21 protein-coding genes are annotated in these 23396 nt (G+C 72.8%); 13 read left to right on the top strand and 8 right to left on the bottom strand.

The features are described from left to right. Positions 1–27: 27 nt before the first annotated feature. Complete coding sequence (locus AC069K_RS31015) at positions 28–1851, bottom strand: phosphoenolpyruvate carboxykinase (GTP) (protein WP_365111598.1); 1824 nt, start codon at positions 1849–1851, stop codon at positions 28–30. Between the two features lie 271 nt (positions 1852–2122). Here AC069K_RS31015 and trhA point away from each other — a divergent pair, with 271 nt between their 5' ends. Then, on the top strand, positions 2123–2803 hold the full coding sequence (gene trhA / locus AC069K_RS31010) for a PAQR family membrane homeostasis protein TrhA (protein WP_365111600.1): 681 nt from the start codon (positions 2123–2125) through the stop codon (positions 2801–2803). A gap of 89 nt (positions 2804–2892) precedes the next feature. Here trhA and AC069K_RS31005 read toward each other — a convergent pair whose 3' ends face one another. Next, positions 2893–4896, bottom strand: a complete 2004-nt coding sequence (locus tag AC069K_RS31005; protein WP_478621834.1) for a thioredoxin domain-containing protein — start codon at positions 4894–4896, stop codon at positions 2893–2895. Positions 4897–5030: 134 nt separating this feature from the next. On the opposite strand from AC069K_RS31005, the gene AC069K_RS31000 reads away from it, so the two are divergent. Then, positions 5031–8300, top strand: a complete 3270-nt coding sequence (locus tag AC069K_RS31000) for a tetratricopeptide repeat protein (RefSeq protein WP_478621954.1) — start codon at positions 5031–5033, stop codon at positions 8298–8300. A 323-nt stretch (positions 8301–8623) separates the two neighbouring features. Here AC069K_RS31000 and AC069K_RS30995 read toward each other — a convergent pair whose 3' ends face one another. Beyond that, positions 8624–8899, bottom strand: coding sequence for a hypothetical protein (locus tag AC069K_RS30995; RefSeq protein WP_478621832.1), 276 nt, complete (start codon positions 8897–8899; stop codon positions 8624–8626). Then, a complete protein-coding gene (mca, locus tag AC069K_RS30990; RefSeq protein ID WP_358834845.1) occupies positions 8892–9773 on the bottom strand; it encodes a mycothiol conjugate amidase Mca in 882 nt (293 codons plus the stop codon). Before mca ends, AC069K_RS30995 begins: the two co-directional genes overlap by 8 nt. Before the next feature lie 126 nt (positions 9774–9899). Between mca and AC069K_RS30985 the strand changes: the two genes are divergently transcribed. Together AC069K_RS30985 and greA are read left to right on the top strand one after the other, a co-directional pair. Beyond that, on the top strand, positions 9900–10301 hold the full coding sequence (locus AC069K_RS30985) for a DUF4307 domain-containing protein (protein WP_358834844.1): 402 nt from the start codon (positions 9900–9902) through the stop codon (positions 10299–10301). Between the two features lie 261 nt (positions 10302–10562). Further along, positions 10563–11060 carry a transcription elongation factor GreA gene (gene greA, locus AC069K_RS30980; protein ID WP_358834843.1) on the top strand — a complete coding sequence of 166 codons (498 nt, stop codon included), beginning with the start codon at positions 10563–10565 and terminating at the stop codon, positions 11058–11060. Positions 11061–11128: 68 nt separating this feature from the next. Here greA and AC069K_RS30975 read toward each other — a convergent pair whose 3' ends face one another. The 3 genes from AC069K_RS30975 to ilvA all read right to left on the bottom strand — a co-directional run bounded on the left by AC069K_RS30975 (position 11129) and on the right by ilvA (position 14339). After that, positions 11129–11980: an ABC transporter permease gene (locus AC069K_RS30975; RefSeq protein ID WP_358834842.1), complete on the bottom strand. Its 852-nt coding sequence runs from the start codon at positions 11978–11980 to the stop codon at positions 11129–11131. Next, entirely contained in the window at positions 11977–12951 is a 975-nt protein-coding gene (locus AC069K_RS30970; protein WP_365111610.1) for an ATP-binding cassette domain-containing protein, read from the bottom strand. Before AC069K_RS30970 ends, AC069K_RS30975 begins: the two co-directional genes overlap by 4 nt. A 158-nt stretch (positions 12952–13109) precedes the next feature. Beyond that, positions 13110–14339: a threonine ammonia-lyase gene (gene ilvA / locus AC069K_RS30965; protein WP_478621830.1), complete on the bottom strand. Its 1230-nt coding sequence runs from the start codon at positions 14337–14339 to the stop codon at positions 13110–13112. A 155-nt stretch (positions 14340–14494) separates the two neighbouring features. Here ilvA and AC069K_RS30960 point away from each other — a divergent pair, with 155 nt between their 5' ends. The 3 genes from AC069K_RS30960 (at position 14495) to AC069K_RS30950 (ending at position 15882) form a co-directional block, all read left to right on the top strand. Then, positions 14495–14998: a MarR family winged helix-turn-helix transcriptional regulator gene (locus AC069K_RS30960; RefSeq protein ID WP_358834839.1), complete on the top strand. Its 504-nt coding sequence runs from the start codon at positions 14495–14497 to the stop codon at positions 14996–14998. Between the two features lie 31 nt (positions 14999–15029). Further along, on the top strand, positions 15030–15524 hold the full coding sequence (locus AC069K_RS30955; protein ID WP_365111616.1) for a sigma factor-like helix-turn-helix DNA-binding protein: 495 nt from the start codon (positions 15030–15032) through the stop codon (positions 15522–15524). A 106-nt stretch (positions 15525–15630) separates the two neighbouring features. Next, a complete protein-coding gene (locus AC069K_RS30950; RefSeq protein WP_478621828.1) occupies positions 15631–15882 on the top strand; it encodes a hypothetical protein in 252 nt (83 codons plus the stop codon). A gap of 175 nt (positions 15883–16057) precedes the next feature. Here AC069K_RS30950 and AC069K_RS30945 read toward each other — a convergent pair whose 3' ends face one another. Further along, positions 16058–17212 carry a cystathionine gamma-synthase gene (locus tag AC069K_RS30945; protein WP_365111622.1) on the bottom strand — a complete coding sequence of 385 codons (1155 nt, stop codon included), beginning with the start codon at positions 17210–17212 and terminating at the stop codon, positions 16058–16060. Positions 17213–17365: 153 nt separating this feature from the next. Here AC069K_RS30945 and AC069K_RS30940 point away from each other — a divergent pair, with 153 nt between their 5' ends. From AC069K_RS30940 to AC069K_RS30915, 6 genes are all read left to right on the top strand, one after another. After that, entirely contained in the window at positions 17366–18472 is a 1107-nt protein-coding gene (locus AC069K_RS30940) for a tetratricopeptide repeat protein (protein WP_365111625.1), read from the top strand. A 279-nt stretch (positions 18473–18751) separates the two neighbouring features. Continuing rightward, on the top strand, positions 18752–19417 hold the full coding sequence (gene msrA, locus AC069K_RS30935) for a peptide-methionine (S)-S-oxide reductase MsrA (protein ID WP_365111627.1): 666 nt from the start codon (positions 18752–18754) through the stop codon (positions 19415–19417). A 102-nt stretch (positions 19418–19519) separates the two neighbouring features. Next, complete coding sequence (locus AC069K_RS30930; protein WP_478621826.1) at positions 19520–19726, top strand: hypothetical protein; 207 nt, start codon at positions 19520–19522, stop codon at positions 19724–19726. Next, the gene (locus AC069K_RS30925) at positions 19713–20222 is read left to right on the top strand and encodes a DUF6879 family protein (protein ID WP_478621824.1); all 510 of its coding nucleotides are present in this window, start codon (positions 19713–19715) and stop codon (positions 20220–20222) included. The genes AC069K_RS30930 and AC069K_RS30925 overlap by 14 nt, the downstream gene beginning before the upstream one ends. Then, positions 20204–21055, top strand: a complete 852-nt coding sequence (locus AC069K_RS30920) for a helix-turn-helix domain-containing protein (protein ID WP_478621952.1) — start codon at positions 20204–20206, stop codon at positions 21053–21055. The genes AC069K_RS30925 and AC069K_RS30920 overlap by 19 nt, the downstream gene beginning before the upstream one ends. A gap of 366 nt (positions 21056–21421) precedes the next feature. Continuing rightward, positions 21422–23092, top strand: coding sequence for a hypothetical protein (locus AC069K_RS30915; RefSeq protein ID WP_478621822.1), 1671 nt, complete (start codon positions 21422–21424; stop codon positions 23090–23092). Positions 23093–23396: the final 304 nt, after the last annotated feature.

Below are 23396 nucleotides of genomic sequence, written 5' to 3'. Positions count from 1 at the left end.
GCCCGCCACGAGTCTCGGGCGGGCGGGTCAGCCCAGGCGGGCGACCAGCGCGCGGTACTCGTCCCACAGCTCCTTGGGCGTGTGGTCGCCGAAGGTGTTGAGGTGCTCGGGGATCAGCGCCGCCTCCTCGCGCCAGACCTCGGTGTCGACCTTGAGGAGGAACTCCAGGTCCGACTCGGCCAGGTCCAGGCCGTCGGTGTCCAGGGACTCCTTCGTCGGCAGGATGCCGATCGGGGTCTCGACGCCCTCGGCCTTGCCCTCCAGGCGCTCCACGATCCACTTCAGGACGCGGCTGTTCTCGCCGAAGCCGGGCCAGACGAACTTGCCGGCGTCGTTCTTGCGGAACCAGTTCACGTAGTAGATCTTGGGCAGCTTGGCGGCGTCCGCGGCAGCGCCCACCTTGACCCAGTGGGCCATGTAGTCGCCCATGTTGTAGCCGCAGAACGGCAGCATCGCGAACGGGTCGCGGCGCAGCTCGCCGACCTTGCCCTCGGCGGCGGCGGTCTTCTCGGAGGCCACGTTGGCGCCGAGGAAGACGCCGTGGTTCCAGTCGAGGGACTCGGTCACCAGCGGGACGGCGGAGGCGCGGCGGCCGCCGAAGAGGATCGCGGAGATCGGGACGCCCTTGGGGTCCTCCCACTCGGGGGCGATCGTCGGGCACTGGCCGGCCGGGACGGTGAAGCGGGCGTTGGGGTGGGCGGCCGGGGTCCCGGACTCCGGCGTCCAGGCGTTGCCCTTCCAGTCCGTGAGGCGCGCGGGCGGCTCCTCGGTCATGCCCTCCCACCACACGTCGCCGTCCTCGGTGAGCGCGACGTTGGTGAAGACGGAGTTGCCCCACAGGGTCTTCATCGCGTTGGCGTTGGTGTGCTCACCGGTGCCGGGCGCGACGCCGAAGAACCCGGCCTCGGGGTTGATCGCGTACAGCCGGCCGTCCTCGCCGAACCGCATCCAGGCGATGTCGTCGCCGATGGTCTCGACGGTCCAGCCGGAGATCGTGGGCTCCAGCATGGCGAGGTTGGTCTTGCCGCAGGCGGACGGGAAGGCCGCGGCGACGTACTTCGCCTCGCCCTGCGGCGGGGTCAGCTTGAGGATGAGCATGTGCTCGGCGAGCCAGCCCTCGTCGCGCGCCATGACGGAGGCGATGCGCAGCGCGTAGCACTTCTTGCCGAGCAGGGCGTTGCCGCCGTAGCCGGAGCCGTAGGACCAGATCTCGCGGGTCTCGGGGAAGTGCGAGATGTACTTGGTGGAGTTGCAGGGCCACGGCACGTCGGCCTCGCCCTCGGCCAGCGGCGCGCCGAGCGTGTGGACGGCCTTGACGAAGAAGCCGTCGGTGCCGAGCTCGTCGAGGACGGGCTGTCCCATACGGGTCATGGTGCGCATGGAGACGGCGACGTACGCGGAGTCGGTGATCTCGACGCCGATGGCGGAGAGGTCCGAGCCGAGCGGGCCCATGCAGAAGGGCACGACGTACATGGTGCGGCCACGCATCGAGCCCCGGAAGATCCCCTCCTCACCTGCGAAGATCTCCTTCATCTCCGCCGGAGCCTTCCAGTGGTTGGTCGGCCCCGCGTCCTCCTCCTTCTCGGAGCAGATGAAGGTGCGGTCCTCGACCCGGGCGACATCGGTCGGGTCGGACGCCGCGTAGTACGAGTTCGGGCGCTTGATCGGGTCGAGCTTCTTGAACGTCCCTCGGGCGACGAGCTCCTCGCACAGGCGCTCGTACTCGGCCTCGGAACCGTCGCACCAGACCACCCGGTCCGGCTGGGTGATGGCCGCGATCTCGTCTACCCAGGAGATCAGTTCCTGGTGGTTGGTCGGGACGGAAAGGGGAGCCGCGATGTCGCGCGCCACGATCGCTCCTTGTAGAGGGTTCGGTGATTCCCTGGTGAGGGTCTCTTCGTTCGTTGCCCCGTGGGGGCTGCGACCCGGACGCTTCGGTGTTACCTGGCGCTCATCCGGTGCCGACCGCACTCATCTGATCATCCGTGCCGCTCGCCCATATGTCCAGAGGCACTCTCACGTGAGCATCGCCACTCGGCATCCGGTGTTCACCTCCGGGTAGGAGGTCGGGGCATAGGGTTACGGGCCGCCCCTATCCGTAACTTACGGAGGCGTAGGTAGCATGCGGGACATGACTGATCAGGTGACGGCGCTCTCGCCGACCGAGCCGTTGAAGCCAAAACTGCGCGGCTGGCTGCATGCCGGGATGTTCCCGGCGGCCGTGGTCTCCGGCCTCGTGCTCACCGCGTTCGCGCACTCCACCCGCGGGCGTGTCGCCTGCGGGATCTACGCCCTGACCGCCTGCCTGCTCTTCGGCGTCAGCGCCCTCTACCACCGGGGCGAGTGGGGACCGCGGGGCGAGGCGATCCTGCGCCGGCTCGACCACGCCAACATCTTCCTGATCATCGCGGGCACCTACACCCCACTCACCCTGCTGCTGCTCCCGGACTCCAGCGGACGCGTCCTGCTCTGGGCGGTGTGGGCGGCGGCGCTCGCCGGCATCGCGTTCCGCGTCTTCTGGGTCGGCGCCCCGCGCTGGCTCTACACGCCCTGCTACATAGCGATGGGCTGGGCGGCGGTCTTCTTCCTCCCCGACTTCCTGCACACCGGGGGCGTCGCGGTGCTCGTGCTGGTCGTGGTCGGCGGGCTGCTCTACAGCGCGGGCGGCGTGATCTACGGCATCAAGCGCCCCAACCCCTCGCCGCGGTGGTTCGGCTTCCACGAGGTCTTCCACTCCCTCACGCTGGCCGCGTTCATCGTCCACTACATCGGCATCTCGCTGGTCGCCTACCGGCACGCCTGAGCGTCACCGCGCCGGCCCGCGCGCGCCGGCCCGCCGCCGCGCCCGCCCTCCGGGCGGACGGCGGGGGCGACAGGGGCTGGGGCAGGCTCTCAGGACAGCGCCCTCGCCAGGTCGTCCACGCCGGTCACCGGCGCCTCGCAGGTGAAGTGGCGGCACACGTACGCCGCCGGGCCCCCGTCGACCCGGGGCCGGTCCACCAGCAGCGGGAACTCCGCGCCGCCCGGCTCGCCCACCGCCACCACCGCGCCCGGCGCCCGGCCCAGCAGCGCCGCCCGGTGCAGCTCGCTCCCGGGCTCGCCCACCACGGCCACCTCGCGGGGACCGTCGAGCAGCGCCTCGGCGGTCGCCAGGCCCCAGCCGATGAACCTCGGCGCGCGCGGGCCCAGCGCCTTCACCACGCCCAGCGCGGCCTCGGCAGCCGCCCGGTGCGGGGTGGAACCGGTGTGCGCGGCGTACGAGAGCAGCGCGCCCGCCGCCGCCGTCCAGCCCGACGGGGTGGCGCTGTCCGTGGGGTCCTGCGGGCGCCGGATCAGCCGCTCGGCGTCGTGCGCGGTGTCGTAGAGCACCCCGCCGCCGCCGGTGAACCGGTCGAGCACGATGTCGAGCAGGAACCCGGCGAACTCCAGCCAGGCCCCCTCCCCCGTCACCGACGCCAGCGCGAGGAAGCCCTCCGCCACGTCGGCGTAGTCCTCCAGGACCCCGTCGTTGGCGCCCACCCGGCCGTCCTTGGACGTACGCGCCAGGCGCGCGCGGTCGTCCATGTGGACGCGCACCAGCAGGTCAGCCGCCTCGGTCGCCCGCTCGATCAGGTCGGGCCGGTCGAAGTACGCGCCGGTCTCCGCCAGCGCGGCGATCGCCAGGCCGTTCCAGGCGGCCACCACCTTGTCGTCCCGGCCCGGACGCGGCCGCAGCTCGCGCGCCGCGAGGAGCCGCTCCCGTACGTCCGCCGCCACCGGGCCGCCGCCGGAGGGGAGTTGCAGGACGGAGGCGCCCTCCTCGAAGGTGCCCTCCTCGGTGACCCCGTAGTGCCGGGCCGCCGCCTCCCCGTCCTTCTCCCCCAGCGCCTCGGCGAGCTGCGCGGGCGTCCACACGTAGTACGCGCCCTCGACGTGCCGGCCGCTGCCGTCGTCGCTGTCGGCGTCCAGGGCCGAGGCGTAGCCGCCCTCGGCGGTGCGCAGCTCGCGCACCATGAAGTCGGCCGTCTCCAGGGCGACGCGGCGCGCGAGCTCCGAGCCGGTGGCCCGCCACAGGTGCGCGTAGACCCGGCACAGCAGGGCGTTGTCGTAGAGCATCTTCTCGAAGTGCGGCACCACCCACTCGCGGTCGACCGAGTAGCGCGCGAAGCCGCCGCCCAACTGGTCGTAGATGCCGCCGCGCGCCATCCGCTCGCAGGTGTCGACGGCCATCTCCAGCGCACCCTCCGCGCCCGTACGCGCGTGGTGGCGCAACAGGAACTCCAGCGTCATCGACGGCGGGAACTTGGGCGCGCCGCCGAAGCCGCCGTGCCGCTCGTCGTAGTCCCGTGTCAGCCCCAGCAGCGCCCCCGCCAGCTCCTCCTCGCCGGGCACCCCGGCGCCCCCGCCGTACACCAGCTCGCGCTCGGACAGGTCCCGTACGACCTTCGCGGCGACCTCGTCCACCTCCGCCCGCCGGTCCGTCCACGCGGCCCGCACCCCCTCCAGGACCTGCCGGAAGGAGGGCATGCCGTGGCGCGGCTCCGGCGGGAAGTAGGTGCCGAAGTAGAACGGCTCGGCGCCCGGGGTGAGGAAGACGGTCATCGGCCAGCCGCCCCGGCCGGTCGCCGCCTGCACCGCCTCCATGTAGACGGCGTCGACGTCCGGGCGCTCCTCGCGGTCGACCTTGACGTTGACGAAGTGCTCGTTGAGGTACGCGGCGGTCGCGTCGTCCTCGAACGACTCATGGGCCATCACATGGCACCAGTGGCAACTGCTGTACCCGACGCTGAGCAGCACCGGCACCCCGCGCTCGCGCGCCTCGGCGAACGCCTCGGGCGACCAGGGCCACCAGTCGACGGGATTGTCGGCGTGCTGGAGCAGATACGGGGACGTCTCATGGGCCAGGCGGTTCGACATGGGCCCATCCTCCCCCACGGGCGGGTCGATCCGTCGGCTCCCTCGCGCCGACGCGCGGCACGCGGAACACTTGACACCACCGGCACACTCGACCAGGACTCATGTCGCACCGGACGCTCTCGGAGGGGGACCACATGCGGGACGGCCATCGGGCTGAGGCCGAACGGCTGTTGGCACGCGCGGTCGAGGAGGAGGTGCGCCGCTCCGGCGGCCGGGCCGACGCCGACGCGCTGATGGCCCGCGGCCGGGCGGCGCTGGACGCGCTGGCCGCGAGCGCCGAGGAGGAGTACACGGCGTACACCCGGGCGCTGGACGAGGCCGAGGCCGGGAGGCCGACGCTCGGCGCGCTGTTCGCGCGCGAGAAGGCGGGCACGGCGTTCCTGGTGACCGCCGTCGCGGCGGTCGCCGCCGTCGTCGCCGACGCGGCGCTGGGGACCGGCGCGGGACCCGCGGTCGGCGCCGGGGCGGCCGTGGCCGTCGCCGGGGCCGCGGCCACCGTCCTGCGGGTCACCGCCGCGCACTGGCCGGCCGCCCACCGGCGCGCGGGCGAACTCGGCCGTCCGGGCGGCGCCGAACAGCTGCGGCTCCAGTGGCTGACCGCCCTGGACGTACGGGGCATCCGCCCGTTCCTCGACCAGCAGCGCATGACGGCCCCGGCGGCCCGCACCGGCAAGAAGGCGAGCACCTCCGTCCCCACCCAGCTGCGCGGCACCGACAAGAGCGCGGCCGCCCGGCGGCGCTCGGTCCTGGAGCAGTCCTTCGGCCATCTGCCCGAACCGCAGGGCCCGTTCGCGGGGCGGCGCGCGGAGATCACCCGCATCGCCCAGTGGGTGCACTCGGCGCGCGCCGCGACCGAGACCCGCCCCACGGTGGTGGTGCTGCACGGCCCGGCGGGCGTGGGCCGCACCGCGCTCGCGGTGCGCGCGACCCACCAGCTGCGGGACCAGTTCCGGGGCGCCTGCCTGGTGGACCTGCGCGGCGGCGGCCGGGGCACCCAGGCCCCCCTGTCGACCCGTGACGCGCTGCTGCACCTGCTCAACCGGCTCGGCGCGCCCCGTGAGCAACTGCTGTTCAGGGATGGGGTCTCCCCTGGTCGAGCGGAATCGAAAGCTCGGGGAAGGTCGTCCACCGACCAGCAGGTGCGCCGGCTCGCCGAGCTCTACCACCAGCATCTGACGGGCCTTCCGGTCACGGTGATCCTGGACGACGCCGTCGACGCCGAGCAGGTGCGCACCCTGGTGCCCGAGCGGTCCGACAGCTTGGTCCTGGTGACGGCCGCGCGGCCGCTGGAGCTGCCCGAGGACCTCCCGGCCTGGGTCCACCACCTGGCGGTGGAGCCGCTGGACGAGGCGGGCGCCGAGGAGCTGCTGCGCGAGTCGGCCCAGGAGGACCCCAAGGAGCCGTACGCCTTCGACGACCCGGAAGCCGTCGCGCTCGTACGGGAGTTGTGCGGCGGGCTGCCGCTCGCGCTGCGCGTCGCGGGCTCCTCGCTGGGCGCGCGCGACGCCCGGACGCTCGCGGCGGACCTCGGGGCGTACGGCCCGGTGGCGCCCGTGGAGCGGGCCCTGTGGCTGCGCTACACCGACCAGGGCGAGCCGGCGCGCCGGCTGCTGCGGCGCCTGGCGCTCGCCGGGCGGGCCTCGCTGGGCGCGGCGGCCGCCGCGGCGCTGCTCGCCACCGGCGAGGCGGAGGCGGGCCGGCTGCTGGCCGACCTGGCGCGGGCGGGCCTGATCGACCGCGTCCGCGCCGACCGCTACCGGCTGCACGACACCGTACGGACGTTCGCACGGGCCCGGCTGCTCGACGAGGAGGAGGCCGCCGAGCGCACCGCCGCGCAGGAGCGGCTGATCCAGAACTACGCGGACCTCGCCGACGCGGTGATCCGTATGGTCGACGGCAAACTCTCCACCCGCGCCGGGCAGTTCGGCGGCCACGGCTTCACCTCGCTGGACGCGGCCCTGCGCTGGCTGGACGACGAGTCGAGCTTCATCACGGCCGCGCTGCGCGACGCGGAGGACGTGAACCAGCAGGCCGTGCTCAACCTGCTGGGCGCGCTCTGCGACTACTGCCTGCTGCGCGGCGACCTGTACCGGCTCGGCGAGATCAGCGAGCTCTCCCAGGCCGTCGACCAGGGCCTCCTCGAACGCTCGGTGCGGTGGCGCACCGGCATCGCGGCCCGTCAGCTCGGCGAGCTCGACACCGCCCGCACCACCCTGACCTCGGTGGTCGGCCTCTACCGGGAGGCGCAGAACGACGCGGGCGCGGCCCTCGCGCTCGCCTCGCTCGGCATCACCCTGCACCACCAGGGCAACCTCACCGAGGCGGCGGTCAAGCTGCGCGAGGCCATCGACCTCCAGGCCGCGCCCGGGCAGGACGAGGACCGGGCCTGGTCCCTGCACGCGCTGGCGGCCGTCGAGCGCGACCGGGCGAACCTGGCGGACGCCCTGACCCTGCTGGACACGGCGCTCGCCCTGCACCGCGAGGGCGAGTCGCTGCACGGCGAGGCGTGGACCCACTTCCAGCTGGGCCAGGTGTTCCTGCGGATGGGCGAGGTGCCGCGCGCGGAGGAGGCCCTGCGCACCGCGCTCGACCTGTACGGCCGCACCCGGGACGGCCGCGGCGAGGCCTGGGCGCTGACCCAGCTGGCCCGTGCCCGCCTGGTGGACGGCGACCCGTCCCCGGCCGTCGACGGGCTCCGCCAGGCCCTGTCGCGCCACCGCGAGCAGGAGGACGCGCGGGGCGAGGCGTGGACGCTGTACTACCTGGGCCAGGCCCTGGAGGAGCGCGGCGACCGCGACCAGGCGGTCCGCGAGCTGGAGCGGGCCCGGACGATGTTCTCGCGGATGCGGGACGTGTACGGCCTGGCCTGCGCCCGCCACCACTCGGGCCGCGTCACCCGCGACCAGCGCGCCGCGCAGACCGGCAACCTGCGCAACTCCGGCTTCGCCCGCCAGCTCCTGGTCGACGCCCGCGCCGACTTCCACCGGATCGGGGTGGCCCACGGCGAGGCCTGGACCTGTCTGGAGCTGGCCCTGATCGACGCGGGCAACAACCGCGCGCCCCAGGCGCTGCGGCTGTGCGACGAGGCGGTCGAGCTGTTCGACTCCTACGGGGACCGCAGGGGCGGCGACTGGGCCCGCTTCCTGCGCTGCACCCTGCTGCCGTACGCCTCGGCGGGCGGCTCGGAGATCGGGGTGGCGGTGGCCCAGGAGGAGCTCTCCCAGCTGATCCGCGCCGACCACCCGACCCGCGACAGCAAATTGGAGGACTGCGCGGAGGCGTACGCGCTCATGCTGGAGCGCGGGGTGGACCTGGAGGACAACTGGCAGGCCTGGCACCTGGGCCTGGTCCCGACCCGCCACTCCCGGGAGGTGATGGGGGTACCGGTGGGAGCGAACCGCTAGACCCCGGCGACCACGCGTGGGGGGGCGGGCCCCAGCCCCCAGGCGGCCACGGGGTCAGCCCCGAACCTGCCATCGGGGCCGCCCCCACCCCCCAGGGGCGCGGGGAACTGCGCGACCGCCACGGGTCAGCCCCGAACCTGCCGTCGGGGACGCCCCAACCCCCCAGGGGCGCGGGGAACTGCGCGACCAGCCACCCACGACCCGCAGCCGACCGCCTGCCCCACCCGAACCTCACCCCGGGCCCGCCCCCAACCCCCTAGGGGCGCGGGGAACTGCGCGACCAGCCACCCACAACCCGCGGCCGACCGCCCACCACGGCCCCCTCAGACCTTCTTCGCCCCACCCTCGCCGGAGGCGGAGACAGCGGTGGAGGCAGAGGCGGAGGCGGAGGCAGACGCGGACGCGCCCGGGTCGGGCGCCTCCTCGAAGTCCACCTTCCCCATGTGCCGGTTCATGGACTTCATCAGCAGCCACACCCCCACGGCCAGCGCCGCGAAGACGATGAACCCGAGGACGCCGGGCGTCACCTTGTCGTTGTCGATCTCCTTGGCCAGCGGGACCAGATGCGTCAGTGCCAGGCTTGCGCTCATATCAGGCATTCTCGCGCACGCCCGCGAAGAGGTCGTCCTCGGGGAGGGAAGTGTCCACGAGCGACTTCGCCAGCTCGTACTCCTCCGTCGGCCAGACCTCCCGCTGGATCTCCATCGGCACCCGGAACCAGCCCCCGTCGGGGTCGATCTGCGTGGCGTGCGCGATCAGCGCCTTGTCGCGGATCTCGAAGAAGTCGCCGCACGGAACGTGCGTGGTCAGCGTGCGCTCGACCCGCTCGAACTCCTTCCACCGCTCCAGCCACTCCGCGTACGGGGACTCCATGCCGCGCTCCAGCAGGGCGTGGTGCAGCGCCAGCGTGCGCGGCTTGTTGAAGCCCTGGTTGTAGTACAGCTTCCGCGGCTGGTAGGCCGGGCCGTACTCGTCCTCCGGGAACTTCTCCGTGTCGGCCGCCCCGTCGAACGCCACCATGGAGATCTTGTGGGTCATGATGTGGTCGGGGTGCGGATAGCCACCGTTCTCGTCGTACGTGGTGATCACCTGCGGACGGAAGGCGCGGATCTTGCGGACCAGCTCACCCGCCGCCCGGTCCACGTCCTCCAGGGCGAAGCAGCCCTCCGGCAGCGGCGGCAGCGGGTCGCCCTCCGGCAGCCCCGAGTCGATGAACCCCAGCCACTCCTGCTTGACCCCGAGGATCTCGCGGGCCTCGTCCATCTCCTTCTTGCGCACCTCGTGGATGTGCTCCTCGATGTACTTGTCGCCCTGGAGCTTCGGGTTGAGGATGGAGCCGCGCTCGCCTCCGGTGCAGGTCACCACCAGCACGTCCACCCCCTCGGACACGTACTTCGCCATGGTGGCCGCGCCCTTGCTCGACTCGTCGTCGGGGTGGGCGTGCACGGCCATCAGTCGCAGCTGCTCAGTCAAGACAAGATCCTCAGTGATTCGGCGCCCTGGGTGTCGCCCTCCGTGATCCGGCGCGTCGGGCGGCTTCTATAGTGACCGAATCGGGGGGCGGAAAATTCCGGCACCCCCAGCAGCAGGAGGACGACCATGGCCGCGGCAAGCCAACCGCTTCCCGAGGGGCGCTACGGGCGCACCGCGGACCAGCGCGCCGACCGCAAGCTCAAGATCATCGGCTCGGTCCTGGGCGTCGCGCTGCTCGGTGTGGTCGGCTGGATCGGCTACGACTACGTGGGCGGCCAGTCGGTGTCCGCCGAGGTCATCAAGTTCAAGGTGGTCTCCGCCAAGGCCGTCGAGGTCCATCTGGAAGTGCGCAAGGACAGCGGTGAGACCGGTGTCTGCACCCTGCGCGCGCTGGAGACCGGCGGCGACGAGGTGGGCCGCAAGGACGTGCGCTTCGAGCAGAAGAAGAGCCGTATCGACGAGCTGATCACCGTGCAGACCACCGAGCGGGCGACCGCGGTCGACCTGGTCGGCTGCAAGTCGGTCTGACCCGTCCCCACCCCCGCACCACCCGCCCCACCCGCATCACCCGCACCGCGCGCCCCCGGAGCTTCCGCCCGGCCCCGGTGTGGCCCGCCGGGCGACGCCGCCGTATCGTCCCCGCTGACCTGCGCCGACGATGTCCCCACGGTTTTCGTCCTCCCCCTACGCGCCCTGAATTGTTAGGCTCGTGGTTTCGCCCGCCCGAGAAGGCACATTCTTCTGGGTAGGGCGATGCGCTTGTATTCCCAGTACCGACGAGGAGCACCTGTGACCCAGACCAGCGACAACGTCACCTGGCTGACCCAGGAGGCGTACAACCAGCTCAAGGCCGAGCTGGAGTATCTGTCTGGTCCCGCGCGCACGGAGATCGCCGTAAAGATCGCGGCGGCCCGTGAGGAGGGTGACCTCCGGGAGAACGGCGGGTACCACGCGGCCAAGGAGGAGCAGGGCAAGATGGAGCTCCGGGTCCGCCAGCTGACCCAGCTCCTCGAGCACGCGAAGGTCGGCGAGGCTCCCGCCGCGGACGGCGTGGTGGCCCCCGGCATGCTCGTCACCATCGCCTTCGACGGCGACGAGGACGACACGCTGGAGTTCCTCCTCGCCTCGCGCGAGTACGCGTCGACGGAGATCGAGACGTACTCGCCGCAGTCGCCGCTCGGCTCCGGCGTCAACGGCAAGAAGGTCGGCGAGGACGCCCAGTACGAGCTGCCGAACGGCCGCAAGGCCTCGGTGAAGATCCTCGCGGCCACGCCGTACACGGGCTGAGCCCGCCCCGCACACGAGAAGCCCCCGGCGGCCCCTTTCCAGGGCCGCCGGGGGCTTCGCCGTGTGCCTCAGGCCGTCGCCGAGCGGTACTTGCGCACCGCCAGCGTCCGGAACACCACGATGATCAGCAGCGACCAGAGCAGCGAGGCGATCACCGGGTGCTGCATCGGCCAGGCGTCGGACGGCACCACGCCCGGGTTGCCGAAGAGGTCGCGGCAGGCCTGGACGGTGGCGCTGAACGGGTTCCACTCGGCGACGTGCCTCAGCCACGGCGTCATCCCGGAGGTGGCGACGAAGGCGTTGGACACGAAGGTCACCGGGAAGAGCCAGATCAGCCCGCCCGAGGTGGCGGCCTCAGGGGTACGCACCGAGAGGCCGATCAGGGCGCCGATCCAGGAGAACGCGTAGCCGAGCAGGAGCAGCAGCGCGAACGCGCCGAGCGCCTTGGGGATGCCGTGGTGGACCCGCCAGCCGACCAGCAGGCCGACGACGGCGAGGACCACCACGGTGAGCGCCGTCTGCACCAGGTCGGCCAGGGTGCGGCCGGTGAGGACCGCCCCGCGGGCCATGGGCAGCGACCGGAACCGGTCGATGAGCCCCTTGTGCATGTCGTCCGCGATGCCCGCGCCCGCGCCGGCCGTCGCGAAGGTGACGGTCTGCGCGAAGATGCCCGCCATCAGGAACTCGCGGTACCCGGCGGGGTCCAGGGAGCCGCCGATGCTGACCGAGCCGCCGAACACGTAGCTGAACAGCACGACGAACATGATCGGCTGGATCAGCCCGAAAATGATCATCTCGGGTATGCGCATCATCCTTATGAGGTTGCGCTTGGCGACGACCAGCGAGTCGTTGACCGACTGGACGACTCCGCCGCGCGGCTGCGGGGCGGCGAGGCGCGGGGTTTCGACGACGGCGGTCACTTGGCGTCCTCCTTCTCGTCTTCTTCCTTCTGTTCGGCCGCGTGGCCGGTGAGGGAGATGAAGACGTCGTCCAGGGTCGGGCGGCGCAGCCCGATGTCGTCGATCTCCACTCCGCGGTTGTCGAGCTCCCGGATGACCTCGGCGAGCAGCTTGGCGCCGCCGGTGACCGGCACGGTGAGCTTGCGGGTGTGCGCGGCGACGGCGACCTCGCCCTTGCCGAACCCGGCGAGCACCGCGCGGGCGGGCTCGATCTCCTCCTGCTGGTGCACCACGACCTCGACGCGTTCGCCGCCGGTGCGGGCCTTGAGCTGGTCGGCGGTGCCGCGTTCGATCACACGGCCGTGGTCGACGACGCAGATGTCGTGCGCGAGGTGGTCGGCCTCCTCCAGGTACTGCGTGGTGAGCAGCAGGGTGGTGCCGCCCGCGACGAGCTCCTGGATGACCTCCCAGAGCTGCTGGCGGTTGCGCGGGTCCAGGCCGGTGGTCGGCTCGTCCATGAACATCACGGGCGGCGAGACGACGAGGGCCGCGGCCAGGTCGAGACGGCGGCGCATACCGCCCGAATACGTCTTCGCGGGGCGGTCGGCCGCGTCGGCGAGGTGGAACTTCTCCAGCAGCTCGCCCGCCCTGGCCTTCGCCTCCTTGGCCTTCATCTGGTACAGCCGGCCGACCATCTGAAGGTTCTCACGGCCGGTCAGATACTCGTCCACGGCCGCGAACTGGCCGGACAGGCCGATCGCGCGGCGCACCTCGTTGGGATGCTTGAGCACGTCGATGCCCGCGACCGTGGCCCGGCCGCTGTCGGGCCGGAGCAGGGTGGTCAGGACGCGCACGGTGGTGGTCTTGCCGGCGCCGTTGGGGCCGAGGAGGCCCAGAACCGTGCCCTCGGGGACATCGAGGTCCACGCCGTCCAGAGCCTTGACGTCGCCGAACGTCTTCACCAGGCCTTCGGCATAGATGGCGCCTGGCATATCGGGTACCCCCAGAGTTGGGTGTCGATTCGTACACAAATCCTAGGATTGCCGGGCAGCTGATGCCCGGTGGAGCTGTGGCACAGGACACACGCTAACGCGATGTATCGCGTTTACTCAAGGGGTGCGGCGCAGATACGACGCCGCGGCGCGAGCGGTCAGGAGATGACCCGGTACCCCTCGGCCCGCAGCGCCGCCCCGACCTCCAGGCAGTGCTCCGGCCCCTTCGTCTCCAGGTGCACCTCCACCTCCACCTCGGTCAGTCCGAGCCGCGGATCGGTCCGTACGTGGCTCACGTCGAGGACGTTGGCATCGGCCACCGACAGCGAGGCGAGCAGGGCCGCCAGCGCCCCCGGCCGGTCCGGCAGGCGCAGCCGCAGGCTCAGATACCGCCCGGCCGCCGCCATGCCGTGCCGCAGGATGCGCTGGAGCAGCACGGGGTCCACGTTGCCGCCCGACAGCACCGCCACCACCGGCCCCCGGAACGCCCCGGGGTCGCTCAGCAGCGCCGCCACCGGGCTCGCCCCGGCGGGCTCCACGACCAGCTTGGCCCGCTCCATGCAGAGCAGCAGGGCACTGGACAGCTCGTCCTCGGAGACCGTGCGGATCTCGTCCACCAGCTCCTGGACCAGCGCGAACGGCACGTCCCCGGGCCGCCCCACCTTGATCCCGTCCGCCATCGTCGGCGCCGGGTCGATCACCACCGGGCGCCCGGCCGCCAGCGAGGGCGGATACGCCGCCGACGCCGCCGCCTGCACGCCGACCACCCGCACATCGGGGCGGACCGCCTTCACCGCGACCGCGATGCCCGCGGCCAGACCGCCGCCGCCGACCCCGACGACGATGGTGCGCACCTCCGGGCACTGCTCCAGGATCTCCAGACCGACCGTGCCCTGGCCCGCGATGATGTCCGGGTGGTCGAAGGGGTGGATGAAGACCGCGCCCGTCTCGCGCGCGTACGCCTCGGCCGCCGCCAGCGTCTCGTCGACGACCGTGCCGCGCAGGACGACCTCCGCGCCGTACTCCCGGGTCGCGGCGACCTTCGGCAGGGGCGCGCCGACCGGCATGAACACCGTGGAGCGCACGCCCAGGAGCGAGGAGGCCAGCGCCACGCCCTGCGCGTGGTTGCCCGCGCTCGCGGCCACCACCCCGGCCGCGCGCTCCTCGGGGCGCAGCCCGGCGATCCGTACGTAGGCGCCCCTGAGCTTGAACGACCCGGTGCGCTGGAGGTTCTCGCACTTGAGGTGGACCGGGGCGCCGACCAGCCCGGTCAGGTGCCGCGACCCCTCAAGGGCGGTCATCCTGGCGACCCCCGCGAGCATCTTCTGCGCGCCTCGCACATCGTCGAGGATCAGGGGATGCGCGGGGCCGGGCGTACGGAAGTCCATGACCTCAAGTCTCGCAGCTCATGGGCCCGGCGGCCGGGGCGGACCGGATCCCCGCGGCAGTTGTCCACAGCTTTGCGCAGGGCCGGTACGCGTACCGGCCGGGCCGCGTACTCTGTCCCCCACCACACCGACCGCCGCACGAGAGAGCCCCGGCCATGCCCACTACTCAGGACATGACTTCCCATCTCGACCCAGGTCTCCTCGATGCCCTCCAGCACCAGGTGGCCGTCTTCGCGCGCCGCGCGGAGCAGACCCGTCTCGGCGGCGTCGGCCAGGTCCGCAACTCGATGGACCGCGCGGCGTACCTGCTGCTCAACAGGCTCGACCAGGAAGGCCCGATGGGCGTCAAGGCCCTCGCCGCCGGCATGGGCATCGACTCCTCGACGGTCACCCGCCAGGTCGCCCCGCTGGTCGACACGGGCCTGGTGAAGCGGACCTCGCACCCCGAGGACGGCCGGGCCGTCGTGCTCCAGCTGTCCCCGCGCGGCCAGACCCGCCTCGAAGAGGTCCGCTCCTCGCGCCGCGAGCTCATGGCCCAGGTGACCGACGGCTGGACCGAGGCGGAACGGGAGTCCTTCTGCACCCTCCTGACCCGCTTCAACTCCGCTCTGTCGGCCCGGCAGTCGGCCGCCCAGGACCCGGCGGCGCCGACCTCTTGACCTGCCGCGCGCACGGGCTTCATATGAGGCCATGCGCGAGCGGCAGACGGAACGGCAGCGCCGCGGTGCCCGCGAGTTCGAGGCGTTCGTGGCGGGCGCGGGGGGCCGGCTGCTGCATGCCGCGACCCTGCTCACCGGCGAGCCGCCCGAACACAACGACCGGGCCCGCCGCCTGCTGACCGCCGCTCTGGCACGGACGTACGCGCACTGGGACCCCGAGCGCGGCGAGGACCCGTACGACCGCACCCGCCGGGAGCTGGCGGCCCGCTTCGCGAGCACCGCCTGGCGCCACCACCGCCACCGCGACCGCGCGGGCGGCGTACTGGCCCGGCTCACCCCGCAGGAGCGGATCGTCCTGGTCCTGCGACTGTACGAGGGCGTCGCCGAGGAGCAGGTGGCCGCGCTGATGGGGCTGCCGGCCGAGCGGGTCCGGGTGCTGTGCACGCGCGCGATCGCGACGATGCGCAGCGCGTCCGCGCCGCCCCGCCGACCGCTGCCCAGGGCGACGCCGGAGGGGGCGTCATGAGGGCCGGGGCCATGAGGGCGGGGATCGCGAATGCGGAGGCCATGAGCGCAGAGGTCATGAGCGCAGGGGGCGTGAGCGGAGAGGTGCCCACGGGCGTGGGGCAGCCGTGAGCCCGCCGGACCGCAAGGAGGCTGAGGTCCGCCGCCTGCTGGAGGGGCCGCATCCGCCGGTTCCGCCCGAACTCGCCGTACGCGCGGCCGAGTTGGGCCGCCGCCTGCTGCGCCGCCGACAGGCCGCGCGGCGGCTGATGTGGCTGGTGATCCTGGCGGCGGCGGCCGTCTTCACGGTGTGGGCGTGGCGGGTGCATCCGTGGGCGACGCCGCCGTCGACGGTGGCGCCACCGGTGGAGGGGATCTGAGGGTCCCGGACCACCGGGTCCCGAAGACTTGCCTCGCACCGGCGCGCTCCACGCGGCCGTGGCCCGGCCCCGGAACGGGGCTGGCACCCGGTCGGCGGACCCCAGACGCTCCACGCGCGCGTGGGCGGTCCCGGAGCGGGGCCGGGCTCCGGGACCGCCGCCGACAGCGGGAGCGTCAGCCGAGCGCCTGCTGGAGGTCGGCCAGCAGGTCGTCGACGTTCTCGATGCCGACCGAGAGGCGCACCAGGTCACCCGGCACCTCCAGGGCGGAGCCGACGACGCTGGCGTGCGTCATCCGGCCCGGGTGCTCGATCAGCGACTCCACACCGCCCAGCGACTCGCCCAGCGTGAAGACCTTGGTGCGGGCGCACAGGTCGACCGCCTCCTGCTCGCCGCCCGCGACCCGGAAGGAGATCATGCCGCCGAAGGCACGCATCTGCTTGGCCGCGACCTCGTGGCCGGGGTGCTCGGGCAGCCCCGGGTAGAGCACCTGCGACACCTTGGGGTGGCGGTTCAGCATCTCCGCGATCTTCCCGGCGTTCTCACTGTGCCGGTCCATGCGCACCGCAAGGGTCTTGATGCCGCGCAGCACCAGCCAGGAGTCGAACGGCCCGGCGACCGCGCCCATGGCGTTCTGGTGGTACGCCAGCTCCTCGCCCAGCTCCACCGAGTTGGTGACGAGGGCGCCGCCCACGACGTCGGAGTGGCCGCCCATGTACTTGGTCAGGGAGTGCACGACGACGTCCGCGCCGAGCGCCAGCGGCTGCTGGAGGTAGGGGCTCGCGAAGGTGTTGTCGACGACCAGCTTGGCGCCGACGTCCTTGGCGACGGCCGCGACGGCCGCGATGTCGGTGATGCCGAGCAGCGGGTTCGAGGGCGTCTCGACCCAGATCGCCTTCGTACGGTCGGTGACCGCGGCCCGTACCGCCGCCGGGTCGGAGGTGTCGGCGACCGACCACTCCACGCCCCAGCGCGAGACCACCTTGGCGAAGAGGCGGAACGTACCGCCGTACGCGTCGTTGGGGATGACCACGTGGTCGCCGGGGGTCAGCAGCGCGCGCAGCAGGCAGTCCTCGGCGGCGAGGCCGGAGGCGAAGGCGAGTCCGCGGACACCGCCCTCCAGGGCCGCCAGGTTCTCTTCGAGGGCGGTGCGCGTCGGGTTGGCGCTGCGGCTGTACTCGTAGCCGCCGCGCAGCCCGCCGACGCCGTCCTGCTTGTAGGTGGAGACCTGGTAGATCGGGGGTACGACCGCGCCGGTCAGCGGATCCGCGGTGTTGCCGGCGTGGATCGCGATGGTCTCGAAGCTCTTGTCGAGGTGCTCGTGGCTCATGGGTCCAGAGCGTAGTTCGCCGGTGGCGCGGGCGGGCGCGGTCGCCGTTGGGTGAGACCCGGGTCGCGATTTCGTGAGACCGCGGGCGCCGGGTTTTCCACAGGGCGGGGTGCGGGTTGGCCAGAAGTCCGTGGGGTCTGGTTCGCTTGAGGCATGGAGATTCTCTGGATCCTGATCGCCGCGTGCATGCTGACGATGGCCCTGGGCCCGTGGGCGATGCGCCGCCGCCGGCTCGGCATCCAGCTGGCCGAGCCCGGCGCGCCCGACGCGGCGGACCCCGCGGCGTACGGCTTCGCGCGCCAGGAGGAGCTGGACGTGCGGCTGCCCGGCCCGGACCAGGACCTCCTGGACGTGCTGGACGTGGTGCAGGCCACCCAGGAGTGGCGGGCGGCGGCGCAGCTGCTCGCGGGCACGCCGAAGGAGGGCGAGCTGCGCTGGCAGCGCGTCCAGGCCTTCGCGGGCGCGGCCTCCCTGGAGCTCGCGCAGCGCCCCGGCGCGGGCGGGGCGTGGCTGCGCAAGTGGCGTTCGGAGGCGCCGAAGGACGCGGGCGCGGCGCAGGTGCACGCGGAGTTCCTGGTCCAGCAGGCGTGGCGCTCCTCGTCGGCCGGCCAGGACGACTTCCGGATCATCCTGGAGGAGGCGCGCGCGGTCTGCGCGGAGGCGGCGCTGCTGGCCCCCGGCGACCCCGTTCCGTACCTCACGGAGCTGGCGGTGGCGCGCGGCCTCGCCTACTCCCAGCCCGAGTTCGAGCAGCTGTGGGCGAAGGTGATCGACCGCGCGCCGACCCATATGGGGGCGCACCTGGCGGCCCTGCACTACTGGTGCGAGAAGTGGCACGGCTCGCGCGTGCTGGCGGACGAGTTCGCGACGTCGGCGGCGGCGCGGGCCCCGCACGGCTCGCTGCTGGCCGCGCTGCCGCTCTTCGCGGTGTACGAGCACATGCCCGACATCGTCATGGTCACGGACTTCCACCGCACGCAGGTGGTCAGCCGCGCCCTGGAGGGCGCCCTGCACGCGGTCCACTCGGCCCGCCCCGACGACCCGGTCGCGGCCCACGTCCGCCATCTGCTGGCGTTCTTCCTGGTGCGCGCGGAGCGCTGGTCGGAGGCGATGGACCAGTTCGCCCACCTGGACGGCTTCGTGGGCGCCCTCCCGTGGACCCTGTCCGAGGACCCGGCCGCGGAGTACGCGATATACCGAGCGCTGGCGGTGGCGGGGTACGAGGCGAACGGCGGGAACCCGGCGACGCTGCCGCAGTAGGGCGCGCCTGGGGGCGTGGGGGGCCTCGGTGGTCTGGCCGCACGGGCGTGAGGGCGCGGTCCGGCCGGACGGGCGTGGGGGCGCGGTCCGGCCGGACGGGCGTGGGGGACGCGGCTCGGGCGATCCGGCAGGCCCGGGCGGCTCGGACGGGACCGGACGGCCCGGAGGGCCAGTCGGCCTGGGCGGCCGAGGCGGCGGCTCAGGCCCCGGGGAATCCCTCCCCGCGCTCCCGCGTTGCACGGGGTGGACCACCGCCCCCCGCCCGCCGAGGAGCCCAGCATGTTCCTGAACAGCCGCACCCCCGTCCTCCCCCAGCCCGAGGAGGCCCTCAAGGGGCGCCCCGAGCCGGAGTTCACCGTCCCCGAGCGCCACACGGTCCTGGGCAACCCGCTGCTCGGCCCCTACCCCGAGGGCCTGGAGGTCGCGGACTTCGGCCTCGGCTGCTTCTGGGGCGCCGAGCGCAAGTTCTGGCAGACGGAAGGCGTGTGGACGACCCTGGCCGGCTACCAGGGCGGCTACACGCAGAACCCGGCGTACGAGGAGGTCTGCTCGGGCCTGACGGGCCACACGGAAGCGGTCCGCGTGGTCTACGACCCGGCGGTCGTTTCGTACGCCTCGCTCCTGAAGCTCTTCTGGGAGTCCCACAACCCCACCCAGGGCTTCCGCCAGGGCAACGACGTGGGCACCCAGTACCGCTCCGCGATCTACACCCACACCCCGTCCCAGGCGGCGGAGGCGGAAGCGTCCCGCGAGGCCTACCAGCGGGTCCTGACGGGCGCGGGCCACGGCACGATCACCACGGAAATCCTCCCGGCGCAGGGCCGCCCCTTCTACCCGGCGGAGCCGTACCACCAGCAGTACCTGGACAAGAATCCCGGGGGGTACTGCGGGATCGGCGGGACCGGGGTGTCGTGCCCGATCGGGGTGGCTCGGGCGGAGGGGTGACGCCGGTCTTCTTTCCCGTTGTGGAAACCGGGGCGGTTGACCCCGGCAGCCCCCGGCCGGGAGCATCGACTCCGGCAGTCGTACTCCACGCCCGGGGGCAAGATGCTACGGAAGCTGTCCGGCGACCCGGACTGCAAGAACGGGACCTGTCCGACCCTGTGGGTCACTGAGGACGCCGAGCACTACGTCGTCCAGGGGTACGTCGTCACCGACCCCGAGCGACTGGCGCAGCTCGGCCTTCCCGACGGGGAGAGTGCCGTCGTCGTCCCCGCTTCCGTACTGGAGGAGTACTTCCGTGCTCGCCGGTGAGCAGTTCGGGCGGCTCTTCGAGTCCTTCAAGCGGACGGCGTTCCGGCTGGAGACTCTGGCCGTGTACGACGTCGAGGAGGAGGCGGACGAGTTCCGCCGCTTTCTGGCCGGCGAACCCATGGGCCCGGAGTGGGAGGACAATCCCTGGATCCGGTCGATGACCGACAGGGGCAAGCAGGTAGCCCGTGTCCACGTGCTGACGTCGCCGCTCACGGACTATCTGCGCTACGAACTCTCCGCGTATCCGGGCAACATCAGTGCCGGGGAGAGCATCGGGATCATCGATCTGGCGGACGGCCCCGGTCCCGCTCTGCCGGATCACGACTTCTGGCTCTTCGACGACCGCGAGGTGTACCGCATGCACTACACGAGCGCGGGCAGGTTCATCGGCGCGGAGCCGTTGACGTCCCCCCGGCTGCCCGAGTACCGCGCGTACCGGGACGCCGCACAGACTGCCGCCGTGCCCTTCTCGGAGTACTGGGAGCGCCACCGCTGACCGCGGACGGATCCCTCGGCAAGGCCCTGCGGGCACTGCGCGCGGCATCGCGACTCACCGGCGAGACCGTGGCCCGCAGGGCCTCCATGTCCGCGAGCAAGCTCTCGAAGATCGAACACGGCCGGGTCCTGCCGACCGTCCAGGACGTCGATCTGATCCTGTCGGCTCTCGGTGTGTCGGACGACGTCAAGGCAGGGTTCCTGGAAACCGCGAGGGCAGCCGCCACCGAGGAGACGGCGTGGCGCCTGCTGCGCCGCCTGGGTCCGTGGAAACACCAGCAGACCATCAGGGCCATCGAAGCGGGAACCACCGTTCTCAGGCTGTTTCAGGGCCAGTTGATCCCCGGGCTCCTTCAGACGCCGGAGTACGCGTCGGCCGTACTCTCCCTGCCTCCGGCGCTCCCCGAGGAAACCAGGACCCGCACGGTGGCGGCCCGCATGGAACGGCAAGCCGTCCTGTACGAATCCGGCCAGTCCTTTCACTTCCTGATCTGCGAGCACGTCGTGCGGTGGCTGATCTGCGAACCCGTCGTGATGGCTCTGCAGCTCGACCGTCTGATCTCGCTGTCCCGGCTCCCGGCCGTACGCATCGGAGTGGTGCCGCTCGACGCCCGAATGCCGGACTTCCCCATGACCTGCTTCAGCCTGCACGACGACCGGCTGGTCATCGTGGAGACGTTCCACTCCGAGCTGACCACCAGGGATCCCAAGGACATCCAGACCTACGTCCGGACGTTCGCACGGTTCGCGGCCGTTGCCCTTTACGGCGAGCCCATGCGCACGCTGGTCGCCCATGTCCGGGACGGCTTCTTGCCCCAACAGGAAAGCCGCTAGCCCGAGTCGGCGGGCGGCTGGAGCATGGGGATCCGCGGCGCGGAACGGAATGCGCGCGGCGAACGCGGCGAGAGGCGGCGCAGGGTGGAGATGCGGGAATGGCGGGGCGGATGGGACCGGGCTCAGGAAGCCACTGAGGTGCTGAAGTCGGCCCTTGTGGGGCTCGGGGTGCCCGAGGGGCAGACGGTTCGGTTGCGGCCCACCGTGAGTGGCCGGGGCACGCCCTGGGTGGACGTCGGCATGGTCCCGGCGCATGTGGCTGTGCGGATCGCGGAGGCGGTGGTGGCCGGGAGCGTCTGAGGCAGCGGCCGGGCTCGCTCACTTGCTTCAGCGGAGTGCTTCCCTGCGGGACCGTAGGGTGTGCGGATGGGCATCAGTCAGGTCCTGGGGACCGATCCTGGCACAGGCGCGGCGGGCTCGACCCTGTTCGGCAGGGGGCGGCGGGCCGGGTGGCGTGTGCCGGTCGTGGTGACGCTGGGTGTTCTGCCGCTGTACGTCGTGTGGGCGCTGGTCCTCGCCACCGGTGGCGGTGACCTCGCCGCTCAGCTCGCCTGGGCCGGATTCGCCTCCCGGCACCCGGGGTCGGCGTACAACCTCTCGTGGTACGGCGGCGCGCACACCGCCAACTACAGCCTGCTGACGCCCTGGTTGATGGCGGCGTTCGGGGTGCGCACGGTGTCGGTCGCGGCGGGGCTGTGCGGTACGTGGCTGATGGCGCTGCTCTTCGTCCGGGCGGAGGGGGCCCGGGGCGGGCGGGGGGTGTGGCCCGCGGTGCTCGCTGCGGCGGCGTTGTGGTGCAACGTCGTGTCGGGGCGTACGACCTTTGCCACGGGGGTCGTCTTCGCGCTGGCCGGGTGCGTGCTGGTGCAGGGGCTCACGCGGGGTGCGGTGGGGCCCGCTGGGGAGCGGCGCTCTCGGAGGAGGCTGGTGCTCGCGGGGGTGAGCAGTGCTCTCGCGACGATGGCCAGCCCCGTTGCCGGGCTCTTCCTGGTCGTGGTGGCCGCCGCGTACGGGCTGGACCGGCAGTGGGGCAAGGCCGCCGTCCTGGGCGTACCGCCCTGCGTGGTCGTCGGCGCCACCACTCTCCTCTTCCCCTTCGAGGGCGAACAGCCCATGGCGGTCGGCAAGTTGTGGATGCCGCTCGCCGTCTGCGCCGCGCTGCTGCTCGCCGCGCCCGCCTCGCGCACGTGGCGGGTCGTGCGCCTCGGCTCGGCCGTATACGCGGCGGGGGTCGTCCTCACGTACCTCGTGGCCTCGCCCGTCGGTACCAACGTCGAGCGGCTCCTCGGGCTCGCCGGGCCGCCCGTGCTGCTCGCCGCGGTCCTCGCGCCCGGGCTCGGCAAGGTGCGGCGGGTCGTGCTGGTGGTCGTGCTGCTCGTCTCCGTCAACTGGCTGCGGGACAAGACCGTCGACGACATCCGGGTGTCCACCGCCACGCCCGCGTGGGCGGTGGAGACCGACGGGCTCGTCGGTGAGCTGCGCCGGCTCGGCGCGGACCGGACGCGGGTGGAGGTGGTGCCCGCGCGCAACCACCGCGAGGCGGCGGTGCTCTCGGCGTACGTCAACACCGCGCGCGGCTGGAACCGGCAGCTGGACGTGGAGCGGGGGCGGCTGTTCTACGACGGGTCGTTCTCCGCCGGGACGTACCGGGCGTGGCTGGACCGGTGGGCCGTCGGGTTCGTCGTCCTCCACGACGGCCTGCCGGACGGGCCCGCGACGGCCGAGGCGGCCCTGGTGCGCAGCCGGCCGGAGTGGCTGGAGCGGGTGTGGGGGGACGCCCACTGGACCGTGTACCGGGTGCGGGGGGCCGTGCCGCTGGTGTCGGCGCCGGGGGTGGTGGTGCGGGGGGACGACGCGTCGGTGGTGGTGCGGATGCCCCGGGCGGGGTCGGTGACCCTGCGGGTCGCGTACTCGCCGTGGCTGCGGGTGGACGGGGGGGCGTGTCTGTCCCGGGACGGGGAGTTCGTGCGGGTCGCCGTGCGGCGGGCGGGGGTGTATCGGGTGGGGTCTTCCTATCGGTGGGGGCGGGGGTGTTGACCCGGGGGGTCGGGCTGTTGTGCGGGTGCGGGCCGTGTGTGGCTGGTCGCGCAGTTCCCCGCGCCCCTCAACCCCGATTTCGGCCGCGGACCGTGGGGGGCTGAGCGCGCAGTTCCCCGCGCCCCTGAGGGGGACGGGTGCACCCGGAGCGTGAAGGTCAGCCCCCGGCGTCCCCGCGCCCCTCAGGGGGACGGGTGCACCCGGAGCGTGAAGGTCAGCCCCGCCCCCGGCGCCCCTGCGCCCCTCCAAGGACCCGGCGCACCCAGCGCCTGGGCGCCCCCCAGGGGGATGGGGGCACCCGGAG

This window comes from Streptomyces sp. NPDC043908, assembly GCF_056435525.1.
The sequence above is the reverse complement of the archived record's forward strand: the minus strand, read 5'-3'. Positions and strand labels throughout refer to the sequence as shown.

Bases quoted from the DNA above. Each gene is read 5' to 3' on its own strand.
- AC069K_RS30940 (WP_365111625.1), top strand. From the start codon at position 17,366: ATGGAGATTCTCTGGATCCTGATCGCCGCGTGCATGCTGACGATGGCC.
- AC069K_RS30915 (WP_478621822.1), top strand. From the start codon at position 21,422: ATGGGCATCAGTCAGGTCCTGGGGACCGATCCTGGCACAGGCGCGGCG.
- AC069K_RS30955 (WP_365111616.1), top strand. From the start codon at position 15,030: ATGCGCGAGCGGCAGACGGAACGGCAGCGCCGCGGTGCCCGCGAGTTC.
- AC069K_RS31000 (WP_478621954.1), top strand. From the start codon at position 5,031: ATGCGGGACGGCCATCGGGCTGAGGCCGAACGGCTGTTGGCACGCGCG.
- msrA (WP_365111627.1), top strand. From the start codon at position 18,752: ATGTTCCTGAACAGCCGCACCCCCGTCCTCCCCCAGCCCGAGGAGGCC.
- AC069K_RS30945 (WP_365111622.1), bottom strand. From the start codon at position 17,212: ATGAGCCACGAGCACCTCGACAAGAGCTTCGAGACCATCGCGATCCAC.
- AC069K_RS30930 (WP_478621826.1), top strand. From the start codon at position 19,520: ATGCTACGGAAGCTGTCCGGCGACCCGGACTGCAAGAACGGGACCTGT.
- AC069K_RS30960 (WP_358834839.1), top strand. From the start codon at position 14,495: ATGCCCACTACTCAGGACATGACTTCCCATCTCGACCCAGGTCTCCTC.
- trhA (WP_365111600.1), top strand. From the start codon at position 2,123: ATGCGGGACATGACTGATCAGGTGACGGCGCTCTCGCCGACCGAGCCG.
- AC069K_RS30985 (WP_358834844.1), top strand. From the start codon at position 9,900: ATGGCCGCGGCAAGCCAACCGCTTCCCGAGGGGCGCTACGGGCGCACC.
- AC069K_RS31005 (WP_478621834.1), bottom strand. From the start codon at position 4,896: ATGTCGAACCGCCTGGCCCATGAGACGTCCCCGTATCTGCTCCAGCAC.
- ilvA (WP_478621830.1), bottom strand. From the start codon at position 14,339: ATGGACTTCCGTACGCCCGGCCCCGCGCATCCCCTGATCCTCGACGAT.
- AC069K_RS30995 (WP_478621832.1), bottom strand. From the start codon at position 8,899: ATGCCTGATATGAGCGCAAGCCTGGCACTGACGCATCTGGTCCCGCTG.
- AC069K_RS30970 (WP_365111610.1), bottom strand. From the start codon at position 12,951: ATGCCAGGCGCCATCTATGCCGAAGGCCTGGTGAAGACGTTCGGCGAC.